Source organism: Streptomyces sp. NRRL F-5755 (assembly GCF_001279365.1).
GTDB classification, from domain to species: domain Bacteria; phylum Actinomycetota; class Actinomycetes; order Streptomycetales; family Streptomycetaceae; genus Streptomyces; species Streptomyces rimosus.
Map to the genome: position 1 here is coordinate 1 of NZ_LGCW01000068.1, position 13,525 is coordinate 13,525.

The 13,525-nt window shown below is 74.6% G+C and carries 14 protein-coding genes; 2 read left to right on the forward strand and 12 right to left on the reverse strand.

The annotated features are described in order from the left end of the window. Window positions 1-348: 348 nt before the first annotated feature. The 12 genes from ADK86_RS09970 to ADK86_RS10025 form a co-directional block, all read right to left on the reverse strand. A complete protein-coding gene (locus ADK86_RS09970) occupies window positions 349-1,068 on the reverse strand; it encodes a class F sortase (RefSeq protein WP_053696244.1) in 720 nt (239 codons plus the stop codon). Continuing rightward, window positions 1,052-1,771 carry a hypothetical protein gene (locus ADK86_RS09975; protein WP_053696245.1) on the reverse strand — a complete coding sequence of 240 codons (720 nt, stop codon included), beginning with the start codon at window positions 1,769-1,771 and terminating at the stop codon, window positions 1,052-1,054. The genes ADK86_RS09970 and ADK86_RS09975 overlap by 17 nt, the downstream gene beginning before the upstream one ends. A gap of 126 nt (window positions 1,772-1,897) precedes the next feature. Beyond that, complete coding sequence (locus tag ADK86_RS09980) at window positions 1,898-2,677, reverse strand: HAD-IIA family hydrolase (protein ID WP_030596132.1); 780 nt, start codon at window positions 2,675-2,677, stop codon at window positions 1,898-1,900. 153 nt (window positions 2,678-2,830) lie between these two features. After that, the gene (locus ADK86_RS09985; protein WP_053696246.1) at window positions 2,831-3,895 is read right to left on the reverse strand and encodes a 2-aminoethylphosphonate ABC transporter substrate-binding protein; all 1,065 of its coding nucleotides are present in this window, start codon (window positions 3,893-3,895) and stop codon (window positions 2,831-2,833) included. A gap of 42 nt (window positions 3,896-3,937) precedes the next feature. After that, window positions 3,938-4,735, reverse strand: coding sequence for an ABC transporter permease (locus ADK86_RS09990; protein WP_053696253.1), 798 nt, complete (start codon window positions 4,733-4,735; stop codon window positions 3,938-3,940). Continuing rightward, window positions 4,722-5,693: a 2-aminoethylphosphonate ABC transporter permease subunit gene (locus ADK86_RS09995; protein ID WP_053696247.1), complete on the reverse strand. Its 972-nt coding sequence runs from the start codon at window positions 5,691-5,693 to the stop codon at window positions 4,722-4,724. The genes ADK86_RS09990 and ADK86_RS09995 overlap by 14 nt, the downstream gene beginning before the upstream one ends. Further along, on the reverse strand, window positions 5,686-6,801 hold the full coding sequence (locus ADK86_RS10000) for an ABC transporter ATP-binding protein (protein ID WP_053696248.1): 1,116 nt from the start codon (window positions 6,799-6,801) through the stop codon (window positions 5,686-5,688). The genes ADK86_RS09995 and ADK86_RS10000 overlap by 8 nt, the downstream gene beginning before the upstream one ends. Beyond that, complete coding sequence (locus ADK86_RS10005) at window positions 6,798-7,520, reverse strand: phosphonatase-like hydrolase (protein ID WP_053696249.1); 723 nt, start codon at window positions 7,518-7,520, stop codon at window positions 6,798-6,800. Before ADK86_RS10005 ends, ADK86_RS10000 begins: the two co-directional genes overlap by 4 nt. Before the next feature lie 5 nt (window positions 7,521-7,525). Next, window positions 7,526-8,647, reverse strand: coding sequence for a TIGR03364 family FAD-dependent oxidoreductase (locus tag ADK86_RS10010; RefSeq protein WP_053696250.1), 1,122 nt, complete (start codon window positions 8,645-8,647; stop codon window positions 7,526-7,528). A gap of 133 nt (window positions 8,648-8,780) precedes the next feature. Next, window positions 8,781-9,539 carry a GntR family transcriptional regulator gene (locus ADK86_RS10015; protein WP_003984859.1) on the reverse strand — a complete coding sequence of 253 codons (759 nt, stop codon included), beginning with the start codon at window positions 9,537-9,539 and terminating at the stop codon, window positions 8,781-8,783. 165 nt (window positions 9,540-9,704) lie between these two features. Beyond that, window positions 9,705-10,046 carry a hypothetical protein gene (locus ADK86_RS10020; protein ID WP_053696251.1) on the reverse strand — a complete coding sequence of 114 codons (342 nt, stop codon included), beginning with the start codon at window positions 10,044-10,046 and terminating at the stop codon, window positions 9,705-9,707. 407 nt (window positions 10,047-10,453) lie between these two features. Beyond that, window positions 10,454-11,605 (reverse strand): ROK family transcriptional regulator, encoded by a 1,152-nt coding sequence (locus ADK86_RS10025; protein ID WP_053696254.1) that lies wholly within the window; start codon window positions 11,603-11,605, stop codon window positions 10,454-10,456. A gap of 125 nt (window positions 11,606-11,730) precedes the next feature. Between ADK86_RS10025 and ADK86_RS10030 the strand changes: the two genes are divergently transcribed. Then, the gene (locus ADK86_RS10030) at window positions 11,731-12,828 is read left to right on the forward strand and encodes a Gfo/Idh/MocA family oxidoreductase (protein ID WP_053696252.1); all 1,098 of its coding nucleotides are present in this window, start codon (window positions 11,731-11,733) and stop codon (window positions 12,826-12,828) included. A gap of 5 nt (window positions 12,829-12,833) precedes the next feature. Next, complete coding sequence (locus ADK86_RS10035) at window positions 12,834-13,352, forward strand: heme-degrading domain-containing protein (RefSeq protein ID WP_030674558.1); 519 nt, start codon at window positions 12,834-12,836, stop codon at window positions 13,350-13,352. Window positions 13,353-13,525: the final 173 nt, after the last annotated feature.

Genomic DNA, 13,525 nt, shown 5'->3' on the forward strand with positions numbered 1-13,525 from the left:
CCAGTACCGGGAAGACCCTCCGCCTTGCGATCGCACGCACCAGACGCCGCGCGGCCCGCCCTACGGGCGAACGACGGGAATTTGACGACAGGACCTAGGCGACGCGGTGCAGCCGTTCTACAGTGAACTCCAGTGTGAGCTTCAACGTTGGTCACCTGGCCCCAGCCCCTGGTCGGGCCCGTGCACGCGCCTTGAGTTCAGGCGCCCACGCACCTCCCGCCGGCGGCAGGGCAACTCCCGCAGTCCTGACACCCCGGCGGTCGAGGACCGGCCGGTCGGCGGTTCAGGGGGAGCGAGCCGCCGGCCGGGAACGGTCGGGATTGCGGGCTCCGTCCCCCGCCCGGGCCCTCAACTCCCCGGCGCGGGCGTGACCTTGGTGAGATACGCGTGCACGACGACATTGGCGGTGTAGGCGTCCCGCTCCCGGTCGTAGGCGCCCGCGCAGGTGATCAGGCGCAGTTCCGCGCGCCCCGGCACATGCGCGCCGTAGACCTTCCGCGGCGCGAACCGCCGCCGGTCGTAGATCTTCACGTCCTCGACCGTGAACCGGGCGGTGCCGCCGTCGGCCCTGCGCACGTCCACCGGCTGCCCCGGCTTGAGGCTGCCGAGGCGGTGGAAGACCGCACGCCGGTCGGCCGTGTCGACATGGCCGACCAGCACGGCGGCGCCCGCCGTGCCCGGCTGCGGCCCCTTGGCGTACCAGCCGACGAGCCCGGGGGTGCGGTACGGCGGCGCGTCCACCGCGCCGGTCGCGTCCAGCCCGGTCTGCACCACACCGGCCCGTACGCCCAGGGCGCCGATCGCCACCTCGGCGGGGCGGCCCTCCGGCGAGGTGGCCAGCGGGGCGTGCGCTGTGGGCAGGTCCTGTCCGAGCGGGCGGCCGACGGCTGCCACGTCGCCGGTCGTCGGCCCCTTCGCCAGGGCGTCACCGTCGGTCAGGTCTCGCCCCCACAGCCACAGGCCCAGCAGCAGCGCCGCCCAGGCCACGCCTGCAGCCATCCGGCCGTGTCCCGGTCCGTGCGGGGGGCGGCGGCTCGCCACCGGGTGGTCGTCATCCGGCATCGCCATCGTCCGATCCCTTGCGCCGGCGCCGCATCCGCAGCACCTGTCCGGTGAGCGCGAGCGCCGCGCCCCCTGCCAGCACCAGTCCCACCGCGTATATGCCGTCGCCCTCATGGCTCGCGGCCGTCCGTACGGCCGCCGTCCGCACCAGCGCGGCGCGTGACTCCTGCGCGGGCGGCGCGGCCCGGTGCCCGGCGGCGGGGTGCGCGGCCGCACCGCCGCCTCCGGCCCGTACAGGCGCGGACGGCGAGGCGGGCCGCTCCGCGGAGGTCCCGGATTCCGGGGCGGCGAGCGGCGCGGCCACGAGATCCCCGCCGCCTTCCGCCGCCTCGTCCCCCGTGGTGCGCGCCGGAGCCGGTACGACTTCGAAGGTGCCCACGGCCCGCGCGTCCTCGCCGTCGCACCGGACGGAGACGGTGTACGCGCCGGGGTCAGCGGTGGAGCGCACCCGCGCGTCGCCCACCAGCCCCGCGGCGACCCGAGCCAGCGGCACCGCGTCGACAAAGGCGTCCGAGGTGGCGCTGCCCGTACGCCCCGTGCAGCCGGTGACCTGGAGGGCCGTGTCGGTGCCCGGCGCGACGGCCGAGGGAGTGACCGCGACCGCACCGGCCGCGGCGCCCGGCGCCCGGGCCGCGGACGCGAGCGCGGGCCCCGGAGAGAGCACCGTGACCGCGAGGGCGGCACAGAGAGTGAATCCCGGTGAGCGCATGGTGAACCTCCGAACACTTCCGAAGGTCCGCCCGGGGGGCGGATTCCGCATCCGGTGGGGGCCGTGAATGCGCCGTTCGGGTGAGCGGCCGGGGCCCGGCGGGGGCCGGACCCGGGCCGTGCCCGGCTACACCAGGTCGACGAGGTCCGCGATGGAGTCCACGACCCGCGACGGCCGGAACGGGTGCCGCTCGATGTCGTTCTTGCCGGTCAGCCCGGTGAGCACCAGGAACGTCTCCATGCCCGCCTCCAGCCCGGCCAGCACGTCGGTGTCCATCCGGTCGCCGATCATCGCGGAGGTCTCGCTGTGCGCGCCGATGACGTTCAGGCCGTGCCGCATCATCAGCGGGTTGGGCTTGCCGACGAAGTACGGCTCGACGCCCGTCGCCTTGGTGATCAGCGCGGCCACCGAGCCGGTCGCGGGCAGCGCGCCGTCCGCCGAGGGCCCGGTCTCGTCCGGGTTGGTGGCGATGAACCGGGCGCCGGCGTTGATCAGCCGGATGGCCTTGGTGAGCGCCTCGAAGCTGTAGGTACGGGTCTCGCCGAGCACCACGTAGTCGGGCTCGTGGTCGGTGAGCACGTACCCGATGTCGTGCAGCGCGGTGGTCAGGCCCGCCTCGCCGATGACGTACGCGGTGCCGGACGGCCGCTGCTCGTCCAGGAACTGGGCGGTGGCCAGCGCGGAGGTCCAGATGGACTCCCAGGGCACGTCCAGGCCGATCCGGCTGAGCCGGGCGTGCAGGTCGCGCGGGGTGTAGATGGAGTTGTTGGTCAGGACGAGGAAGGGCTTGCCCGATTCGCGCAGCCGCTTGATGAAGGCGTCCGCGCCGGGCACCGGGATGCCCTCGTGCATCAGCACCCCGTCCATGTCCGTCAGCCATGACTCGATCGGCTTGCGCTCTGCCACTGCCGGTCTCCCGCCGTGCGTGTCTGCCAGGGGCGCCGGCCCCGTACGCCCCGCCCGTCACCCCGGGTGACCTGCGTCTCGTACGTACGGCCGACGCCCCCAGCGTAAGTCAGCCGGCGTGATCTTGACCCCACCGAGCGCCCGGCGCCCCGGTCAGCTGCCCGTGGCCTCCTTCCAGGCGTCCAGGTAGGCGGACAGGTTCTTGTCGATGTCGTGCCAGTCCGGGCGGAAGACCTCGACGCCTTGCATGATCCGGGCGAGTTCGGTGGCGTTGCGGTCGGTGGGCTTGATGTCCGTGCGGGCGGCGAAGCCGCCGCCGACCGCGGAGACCTGGCGCTGTACCTCGGGTGAGAGGAGGTGGTCGAGGAACTTCCTGGCCTGTGCCGCGTGCGGGGCGTTCTTGACCAGGCCGGCCGCGTACGGGAGCGCGAAGGTGGACGGCTTGGCGCCGGGCCGGGCGGCGGGGAAGAAGATGCCCTGGTTCGGCATGGACTTCATGTTGGCGTAGTTCATCTGCACGTCGCCGTTGGCGACGAGGAGTTCTCCCTTGTCGGTCTTGGGGGCGAGCTGGCCGGTGGAGGAGGCCGGGCCGACGTTGTTGGCCTGGAGTTTCTTGAGGAAGTCCATGGCCGGGCCCTGCCCGCCGAAGTCGTGCAGGGCCTGGACGACGACGGCGGTGCCGTCCCCGGCGACGCCCGGTGTGGAGTACTGGAGCTTGTTCTTGAAGCGGGCGTCCGTCAGGTCCTGCCAGGTGCGGGGCGGCTCCTTGAGCTGCTTCTTGTTGTAGATGAAGCAGAAGTAGTTGTTGACGACGGCGGTCCACCTGCCGTCCGGGTCCTTGTCCGCGGCGGCGACCTGTTCGGAGCCCTGGGGGCGGTAGGTCTCCAGCAGGCCCTTGCCGACGGCCTGCTGGATGAACGGGGGCAGGGTGACGACGATGTCGGCCTTGGTGTTCGCCTTCTCGCGGGCCAGCCGCTGTACGGCGGCGCCGGACCCGCTCTCGACCAGGTTGATCTTGATGCCGGTCTTCTTCTCGTAGTCCTTGAAGACCCGGTCGTAGAAGCCGTCGCCCCGCTCGCCGCGCAGGCCGTCGGCGCTGTAGACGGTGATCTCCTTGGCGTCGGCGTCGGCGCGGGAGGCGCCGCCGCAGCCGGTCAGGGCGGCGGCGAGGAGCAGAGTGCCGCAGAGGGCGGCGGTCGGCTTGAGGGGGGTGCGCATGGCGTGGCGTCACTCCTTGATGGAGGGGCGGGGCGGGGTGCGTCAGCGGTACGAGGCTTTGGTGCGGATGCGGGAGACGGCGAGCAGGACGAGCAGCGTGGCGGCCATCAGTGCCACCGCGAGCGCGGCGCCCGCGAACAGCGCGCCCCGGTCGGTGGTGGCGAAGACCCGTACCGGCAGCGGCAGCCAGTCCGGCGGATAGATCATCATCGTGGCGCTCAGCTCGCCCATGGACAGGGCGAAGCACAGGCCCGCGGCGGCGGTCAGGGACGGCAGCAGGAGGGGCAGTTTCACGCGCCACAGGACGTGGGCGGGGCGCGCGCCGAGGCTGGCGGCGCTCTGTTCGTACGCCGGGTCCAGACGGGTCAGCGCGGCCGTGACGGACTGGTGGGCGAACGCGGTGACCAGGACCGTGTGCGCGATGACGACGATCTGCGGGGTGCCGTTCAGCAGCAGCGGCGGCTGCGAGAAGGCGACCAGCAGCGACAGGCCGACGACGACGGACGGCACCGCGACCGGCAGCATGAAGAGCGTGTCGAGCACCTTGCGGGCGCGGGGCCGCAGCCGTTGCGCGGCCAGCGCGGCCCAGGTGCCGGCGGCCAGCGCGAGCAGGCTCGCGGTGACGGCCGTGACCAAACTGGTGACCAGCGCCCGCAGGGAGTCGCCCTGGGCGATGTCCCGGTAGTGCGCGAGCGTGGGGCCGGACGGCAGCGCGCCGCTCCAGTTGCTCGCGAAGGACGCCGCGACGATCACCAGCAGCGGCAGCGCGAAGAGCGGCAGGAACAGGACGAGGAACAGGGCCCAGACGGCCCGGCGGGTGCCCTTGCTATGCACGAGCACGGTGCCCGTCACCTCCCGTGGACGGCGTACGCGCCCCGCCCGCCCGTGCGGCCACGGTCCGGTACAGGGCGTAAAGGGCCAGGGACAGCACGATGTTGACGACGGCGACGACGCACGCCCCCGTGTAGTCGCCGTCGAGGATGGCCTTCGTGTAGACGAGCACCGGCAGGGTGACCACGTCCTTGGCGCCGGTGAACAGCACGATCCCGAACTCGTTGAGCGTCAGCACCAGGACGAGGGCCCCGCCCGCCGCGAGCGACGGCAGCGCCTCGGGCCAGATCACCTTCCGTACGACCCGGGCCGGCCGGGCGCCGAGCGAGGCGGCGGCCTCCAGCTGTCCGGTTTCTACCTGGGAGAAGGCGGCGAGCAGCGGGCGCAGCACGAAGGGCGTGAAGTAGGTGATCTCGGCGAGCAGCACGCCCCAGGGGGTGCGCAGGAAGTCGAAGGGTCCGCTCGCGGCGCCGGTGGCGTCCGTCCACAGGCCGTTGGCGAGCCCGGCCGTTCCGTAGACGAAGAGCAGCGCGAGGGTGATCAGGAAGGACGGGAAGGCGAGGAAGACGTCGATGAAGCGGCTGAGCGCCCGGCTGCCGGGGAACGGCACGAACGCGATCACCAGGGCGAGGGCGAAGCCGAGCAGCAGGCAGCCGGCGGTCGCGCCGAGGGAGAGCAGCACGGTGTTCCCGAGCGCGTCCCGGAAGGACGCTTCGGCGAAGACCTGTGCGTACGGGGCGGTGGACGGCGGGCCGCCCTCGTCCTGCCTGAAGGACTGCCGTACGACCAGGGCCAGCGGGTAGAGGAAGACGAGCCCGAGGGCGAGGAGCGGTGGCAGGGCCCAGAGGGCCGACGAGGCCCGCCGCTGACCGCCTTCGTGCCGCGCACCGGCCGGTCGGTGCCCCTCTCCGGCCGTCCGGTGCCGCTCTCCGGCCGTCCGCGGCGCGAGCGTGTCCGGGCTACTCATCGTCCCTGCTCCTCGCTCCGGCCGGGAGCAGCACCGCGTCCTCGGCGGCGAAGTGCAGGACGACGTCGCTGCCCGGCTCCGGTGTGGTCCGCAGTTCGCGCAGGTCGGCCATGACGCGGTGCCCGGCCACGTCCGCGTACACCCGGTGCGTCGCGCCGCGCCACTGCACCTCGGTGACGTGGCCGTGCAGCGCGTTGGGGCCGTCGCCGAGGCCGACCAGGTGCGGGCGTACGCAGAGCGTGGCGGACGCGCCGGGTGCGGCGCCCTCGGCGGGCGTGACGGTCAGCCGGGTGCCGGCGAAGTCGGCGGTGCCGTCCGGGCCCGCGGTCACCGGCAGGAGGTTGGCGTTGCCGACGAAGGAGGCGGTGAACTCGGTGCGCGGACGCCGGTAGAGGTCCTGCGGGGTGCCGCAGTCGCGCAGCCGCGCGCGGTCCATGACGGCGATCCGGTCCGCCAGCGTCAGCGCCTCCACCTGGTCGTGGGTGACGTACAGGATCGACACGTCGGGCAACTCTCGGTGCAGGCGCGCCAGTTCGGCGAGCATGCCGGAGCGCAGCCGGGCGTCGAGAGCCGACAGCGGCTCGTCCAGGAGGAGCACGCCGGGGCGGATGGCCAGCGCCCGCGCGATGGCGACCCGCTGCTGCTGCCCGCCGGACAGTTCGCGCGGGTAGCGCCGGGCGTACGCGGCCATGCCGGTCATCTCCAGCACCTCGGCCACCCGGGCCGCGGTCCCGGCGCGCGATGTGGTGCGCCCGCGCCGCGCCTTGAGGCCGAAGGCGACGTTGTCCTCGACGCGCAGGTGCGGGAAGAGGGCGTACTGCTGGACGACCATGCCGATGCCGCGCCGGTACGGCGGCAGCCCGGTCACGTCCCGGCCGCCGATCAGCACCCGCCCGGCACACGGCCGGACGAATCCGGCGACCGCCCGCAGCGCGGTGGTCTTGCCCGACCCGGAGGGGCCGAGCAGCGCCATCACCTCGCCCGGTTCGACGGTCAGGTCGAAGGAGTCCAGGACGACGTGCTCGCCGTACGCGACGGAGACGTTGTCGAAGCGGATGCCGGATGGGGTGGTGGGGGCGGGGCGGATCGTTTCGGCGGGCGCGCTCATGAGGGCCGCTCCCACCGCGGGCCGCCGAGCAGGGCGGGCAGCTCGGCCACCGAACCGAGGACGTGGGTGGCGCCCGCCGTGCGCAGCGCCGCCCCGTCGTGGGCGCCGGTCAGCACCCCGGCGACGACGGAGGCGCCCGCGCGGCGCCCGGAGAGCATGTCGTACGAGGTGTCCCCGGCCACCGCGACCTGCCGTACGGAGTCGGCGGCGCCGGTACGCAGCAGCGCCGTCAGCACCAGGTCCGGGTACGGGCGTCCGCGCCCGCCCGCGTCGGCCGGGCACAGGGTCAGCGCCGCCAGGTCCCGCCAGCCGAGCGCGTCCAGGATCGCGTCCTGGGTGACCCGGGCGAAGCCGGTGGTCAGCACGACCGTGCGGCCCGCGTCCCGCAGGGCCTCGATGGCCTCCCGGGCACCGGGCACGGGCGCGATCCGCCCGCCGTCGACCAGTTCCCCGTACGCCTCCTCGAAGGCGGCGTTGGCGCGGCGGGCCCGCTGCTCGTCCCCGTAGAGGTGCCGGAAGACGGAGATCTTGGACTCGCCCATGGTGGCGCGGACGTACGCCAGCTGCTCGGCGTGCTCGGCACTGCCCGGTGCGACGCCGAGCCGCCGCGCCGCGGCGCCGAACGCCTGCTCCACCAGCCCGCCGTCGGCGACCGTGGTCCCCGCCATGTCGAGGACGACGAGGGAAACCGGCGCGTCCTCCGGGTCATTGCTGTTCACGGCCCTCACCAGCCCAGCCCGTTCGCGGTGTCCTCGGCCAGCGCCGGGGAGCAGGTCATGCCGCGTCCGCCGGGCCCGGTGACCAGCCAGACACCGTCCCGTACCCGCTGCCGGTGCACGACGCGGGAAGGGTCGGTGCACTGCGCGTACACCCCGGCCCAGCGGCGGCGCACGGCGGGCAGCGGGCGGCCGAGCAGCGTCTCGACGACCGAGGTCAGGTGCTCGTACGGGTCCTCCACCACGTCGAACCCGAAGGGCGTGGCGTATTCGTGGGTGTCGCCGATCGTCAGGCCGCCGTCGGCGCGCTGCACCATCAGCAGCTGCATCCGGTGCTCGGCGGCGACCGGCGGCTGGGGCTGCGCGGCGGCCAGCGCGTCCAGCTCCGGTCCGGCGTAGGCCGGGTAGTAGCGGAAGCTGTCCGCGTCGGCGACGGAGGTGGTCAGGGTCTCGCCGAGCGGTGCGGTCTGCATCATCTGGAGCCGGACGCGGCGCACCGGCAGGCCGGGGGCCAGCTCCCGCACCAGGCCGCCGAGCCAGGCGCCGGTGCACAGCACCACCGCGTCGCCTTCGTGCAGGTCGCCGTGGTCGTCGCGGACGGCCCGCTCGCCGACGACGTCGCGTACCTCGCGCCCGCCGAGGAAGGTGTAGCGCCCGGACGCCGCCAGGGCCTCCCGCAGTGCCCGCTGGGCGGTGCGCGGCTCGACCGCGGCGTCCCGCTCGCACCAGAGCGCTCCGGCGAACTCCCCGCGCAGCGCGGGGTTGAGGGCCCGGACCTCATCGGCGCCGAGCAGCTTGTACCCGCGGGACGCGGCGTCGGGACGGCGTACGGCGGCCTCGGCGACGGCGTGCTCGGCCGCGTCGCGTACGACGGTGAGCGAACCGTTCGGCCGGAATCCGAGACCGGGGACCCGCTCTCCGATGTCCTCCCACAGCTCGCGGGCCCGCAGCGCGGTGTCCAGCTCCGCGCCGCCGGCCCGGCCGCCGACCCAGACCAGCCCAAAATTGCGCACCGAGGCCCCGCGCGCCTCGGCCTCCCGCTCGATGTGCACGACCTCGTGGCCGCGCCCGACCGCTTCCCAGGCGTGCATGGTCCCCAGCACCCCGGCTCCGACAACTATGACTCGCATGCCCGGAACGGTCGTGGGGGCGGGTGGCGCCCGGCGGTCCGGCAGGGGACGGGGCGGTGAACGGGGTCGCAAGTTTGGCCTAGACCCGTTATCTTCCCGTGATCAAGAAGGCGGGCTGCCGCCTTTCGGGAGATCAGCCGCCCAGATGGGTCGTGAAGGAGAACCGGTCCCCCCGGTAGAGCGAACGCACCCGCTCCAGCGGCAGGCCGCGGGTGTCGCGGGACAGGCGGTGGATGAGGAGCATCGGCAGGGCGCCGGGAGTGCCGATCAGCAGGGCTTCGCGCGGGGTGGCCAGTACGGTTTCCAGGCGCTCGTCCGCGTCCCCGAAGCCGATGCCCAGGCGCTCGTGGAGATAGGCGTAGAAGGAGGAGTCGGGCTCGAACTCCGCGTCCAGGCGCGGCACCCGGGCCACGGCGACGTACGTGCTCTCCAGGCCGACCCGTTCGTCGTCCGCAAGCAGCACCCGCTCCATGTGCCAGACCTCGTCGCCTACTTGCAGGCCCAGTTCGCCGGCCAGCTTCTCCGGCGCGGGGAAGCGGTCCAGTCCGACCAGATGGCGGCCCGGACGGCGGCCCTGTTTCCGTACGCCCTCGGTGTAACTCGCCAGCGACAGCGGCTGTTCCAGCTTCGGGCCCGCGACGACGGTGCCGCGGCCCAGGCGCCGCAGCCGTCCCTCCAGGTGGAGTTCGCGGAGCGCCTGGCGCAGCGTCTCCCGGGACACCTCGAAGCGCAGGGCCAGTTCGCGTTCGGTCGGCAGCGCCTCGCCCTCGCCCAGCTCGGCGAGCAGCGTCTCCAATTGGACCTTCGCCGCGTAGTACTTGGGGATGCGTCCGTGCTCGGGGATGCCGGAGCGGATCGGTGCGCCAGGTTCCTGGCCGTTCGGGTAGTCCACCGGGCGATCCTCGCACCCCCGGTGCGGCCGGAGGTTACGCGTTGCCTACGGGGAGGGGGCTCGCGGGTGTCCTGCTCGGCGCGCGGGTGGAGTGCCGGTCGGCGCGCGGGCGGAGTCTTGATGGGCGCGCGTGGAGTACTGATCGGCGCGCGGCCGGTGTTCTGCTCAGCGCCGCCGGAGTCGGCGGGCCGCCGCCAGGAGGAGGGCGCCGGCGGCCAGGAGCACCAGGGCGACGGCGCCGATACGGGTGACGGCGGCGGCTCCGGTGTCCGCGAGGTGGGGCGGGCGGGCCGCGCGGCCGGCCGGGCGAGCGGCTGGGCGGTCCGTACGGTCAGCCGTGCGGTCCGCCCCGTTCGCCGCCGGGGACCACTCGGCCGCCGTACGTACCTCCGCCCGGTGTCCTGGGGTCTCGGCGGCGGTCGCGGACGGGCACGCAAACGACACGGCGGCCAGCAGCGCGGCCGGGACGGCGGCGCGCGTCAGCACGCGGGACGGGCGCACGGGCATGACGGACCTCCCTGCTCGCCCGGCGCGGACGGGCGGCCCGGCGCCGGGGCGGTCGGACGGGGACACGGGCGGGAACGGGGCGTGGACGGGAAGGGGCTGTCGGCGGGAACGGGGGCTTGGACGGGGACGCGGGCTTGGTCGGGGACGCGGGCTTGGACGGGGACGCGGGCTTGGACGGGGACGCGGGCTTGGACGGGGACGCGGGCGATCCGAACGGACCGGGCCGTTCGTGGCGCGCCGCTCGTCGCGGCCCGACCCGGGCCGGACCGTTCGTATCTCGTATGACCGGTCGTTCCCGGACCTTGCCACGGGCGTGCGCCGCCCGGGCCCCGACGCCCCGGTACGCGCCTCCGATCGCCCGAATGCCGCGCGTTCAGCGCAGCCCCCGGACGCCGGAAGCCCCTGCCTCAGCGCAGTTCCGCCGCCGCTCCGCCCCCGAACGGCGTCCCCGGCGCGCCGAACAGCGGCGCGAGGACGAGGTGCGCCGCGCCGTCCGCCACCGCCTGCGCGCCCCCTTCGGCCACGGCCACGGGGATCGCGGGCGTACCGCCGTCGCCCCGGATGCGGGCCTGTTCGGTCAGCGCCTCGGCCACGCCGCGTACATACGTGCCGGGGCGCGCCAGTACCGTACGGCCGCCGAGCAGCACCCGGTCGATGTCGAGCAGTTCCACCAGGTTGGCCGCGGCCACGCCCAGGATGCGGGCCGCTTCGGCGGGCTCGCCGCGCGCCGCCCTGTCGAGGCACAGCGCCTCGACGCAGCCGCGCTTGCCGCACCCGCAGCGCGGGCCGTCCAGTTGCAGCACCTGGTGCCCGAACTCCCCCGCGCCGGTCCTGGCCCCCCGGTACAGCACGCCGCCGAGCACCAGGCCCGCGCCCAGCCCCGTACCCAGATGGAGGTACGCGAACGAGCCGCGCCCGTCCGGCTCGCGCCGGGCCAGGCCGAGGGCGGCGGCGTTGGTGTCCTTGTCCAGGACGACGGGCAGGCCGAGGTGTTCGGCGAGCGCGTCGCGCAGCGGAAAGCCGTCCCAGTCCGGGAATCCGGTGACCCGGCGCAGCACCCCGTCCGTGTGGTCCAGCGGCCCGGGACTGGCGGCGCCGATGCCCAGGACGCGCGGCGAACGGGCCTCGTCCGGGAGCGCCGCGAGTTGTCCGGCCACCGTGTCCAGCACGGCGGGCGCGCCCGCACCGAGGTCGAGCGGGGCGGTCCGCGCGGCGACGGTGCGGCCCGCAAGGTCGGTGAGGACGGCGGTCAGCTCGTCGCGGTCCAGATGCAGCCCGATCGCGTACCGGGCCTCGGGCACCAGGCGCAGCACCGTGGGCGGCTTGCCGCCGGTGGAGGCGCGCCGGCCCGCCTCGGCGACCAGCCCGGCCACCCGCAGCCGGGCGAGGATCTTGCTGACGGCCTGCGGCGTCAGTCCGGTGTGCGCGGCCAGCTCCAGCCGGCTGACGCCCGCCGGTCCCGCCGCCCGCAGCAGCCCCAGCACCAGCGCGGTGTTGTGGCCGCGCAGGGCGGGCAGCCCGGCTCCGCCGCCGGGAGCTCCGGCTCCGCCCGGTGGCACGGAAGCCGGTGCGGCAGCGCGTTCGGTGGCGTGCGCGGCGACACGTTCTTCGGAGTCGTGGCTGGTCACCCGTCCATTGTCCGCATTGCTTGCACTTTGGCAACAGCGTTGCTTAAGTGGGACGCATGAACGACTCTCCCGGCACCCCCCTGCGCGTCGGCCTGATCGGCTACGGTCTCGCCGGCTCGGTCTTCCACGCCCCGCTGATCGCCGCCACCGGCGGCCTGACGCTGGACACCGTCTCCACCAGCAGCCCGGACCGGCAGGCGCAGGCCCGCGCCGAGCACCCCCGGGTCCGTACGGTCGCCACCCCCGACGAGGTACTGGCCCGCGCCGGCGAACTGGACCTGGTCGTCATCGCCTCCCCCAACAAGACCCACGTCCCGCTCGCCACCGCGGCGCTGGAGGCCGGACTGCCGGCGGTCGTCGACAAGCCGCTCTCCGGGACGGCCGCCGAGGCGGAGCGGCTGGCCGGCCTCGCGGACGACCGCGGCCTGCTGCTCTCCGTCTTCCAGAACCGCCGCTGGGACAACGACTTCCGCACGGTGCACCGGCTGATCACCGAGGGCGCGCTCGGCGACGTCCTGCGCTTCGAGTCGCGCTTCGAACGCTGGCGGCCGAAGCCGAAGGGCGGCTGGCGCGAGTCCGGCGACCCGGCCGAGATCGGCGGGCTGCTGTACGACCTGGGCAGCCACGTCGCCGACCAGGCGCTCGCCCTCTTCGGGCCGGTCACCCACGTCTACGCCGAGTCCGACGTGCGCCGCCCGGGCGCCGAGGCCGACGACGACACGTTCCTCGCGCTCACCCACGCGAACGGCGTCCGCTCACACCTGTGGGTGAGCGCGACCACCGCCCAGCTCGGGCCGCGCTTCCGGGTGCTGGGCAGCCGGGCCGGTTACGTGAAGTACGGCCTGGACCCGCAGGAAGCGGCGCTGCGCGAGGGCCGGCGGCCGGGCGGGGACCCGGCCGGCTGGGGCACCGAACCCGAGGCGTCGTGGGGCCGGATCGGCGCCGGGGAGTCCCCGCTGACCGGCGGCGGCGATCCCGTACCGACCCTGCCCGGCGACTACCCCGCGTACTACGCCGCCGTCGCGGAGGCCCTGCGTACCGGCGGCCGGCCGCCGGTGAGCGCCCGGGAAGCGGCGGCCACGCTGCGCGTGCTGGAAGCGGCGAAGACATCGGCGGCCGAGGGCCGCACGGTCCGGATCGAGGAGTCGGCATGAACGGCATGAATGGCACGGGTGTGCTGAACGGTACGGACGAGCGGGAGGCGGCGCGCCACCAGGTCCGCGAACTGGAGGAGCAGGAACGCCGCCTGGTCCTAGACCGCTTCGGCAACGAGGACGCGTGGCGGCTCGGCTGCCTGCTGACGGACCTGGCGCGCGAGCGCGGCGCGGCCGTGACGGTGGACATCCGGCGCGGCGGGCAGCAGCTGTTCCACTGCGCGCTGCCCGGTACGTCGGCGGACAACGACGCGTGGATCGAGCGCAAGTGCCGCGTCGTGGAGCGGTACGCGGAGTCGTCGTACCTGGTCGGCGCCCGGTTCCGCGCCAAGGGCCGGACGTTCGAGGAATCGTCCCGCCTCGACCCGGACCGCTACGCCGCGCACGGCGGCGCCTTCCCCGTACGGCTGCGCGGTACGGGAGTCGTCGGCACGGTCGCCGTCTCCGGTCTCCCCCAGGGCGACGACCACGCGCTGGTGGTCGACGCCCTGGGGCGCTACATCGAGCAGCAGCCGGAGGGCTGACGGGGCGTCAGTCCGAGCGGCGCCGGGAGCGGATGATCAGCACGAGCACCACACCGCTGATGACGGCGGCCACCGCCGCCCCGATGAACAACGGATCCCGGAACCCGCTCCCACTGTCCGCCAGCTGATCCCCACCATCGGTGGGGGCGGGGCTGGGCAGGGGGGTGTGGGAG

Bases quoted from the DNA above. Each gene is read 5' to 3' on its own strand.
- ADK86_RS09970 (WP_053696244.1), bottom strand. From the start codon at position 1,068: ATGGCGATGCCGGATGACGACCACCCGGTGGCGAGCCGCCGCCCCCCG.
- ADK86_RS09975 (WP_053696245.1), bottom strand. From the start codon at position 1,771: ATGCGCTCACCGGGATTCACTCTCTGTGCCGCCCTCGCGGTCACGGTG.
- ADK86_RS09985 (WP_053696246.1), bottom strand. From the start codon at position 3,895: ATGCGCACCCCCCTCAAGCCGACCGCCGCCCTCTGCGGCACTCTGCTC.
- ADK86_RS09995 (WP_053696247.1), bottom strand. From the start codon at position 5,693: ATGAGTAGCCCGGACACGCTCGCGCCGCGGACGGCCGGAGAGCGGCAC.
- ADK86_RS10000 (WP_053696248.1), bottom strand. From the start codon at position 6,801: ATGAGCGCGCCCGCCGAAACGATCCGCCCCGCCCCCACCACCCCATCC.
- ADK86_RS10010 (WP_053696250.1), bottom strand. From the start codon at position 8,647: ATGCGAGTCATAGTTGTCGGAGCCGGGGTGCTGGGGACCATGCACGCC.
- ADK86_RS10020 (WP_053696251.1), bottom strand. From the start codon at position 10,046: ATGCCCGTGCGCCCGTCCCGCGTGCTGACGCGCGCCGCCGTCCCGGCC.
- ADK86_RS10030 (WP_053696252.1), top strand. From the start codon at position 11,731: ATGAACGACTCTCCCGGCACCCCCCTGCGCGTCGGCCTGATCGGCTAC.
- ADK86_RS10035 (WP_030674558.1), top strand. From the start codon at position 12,834: ATGAATGGCACGGGTGTGCTGAACGGTACGGACGAGCGGGAGGCGGCG.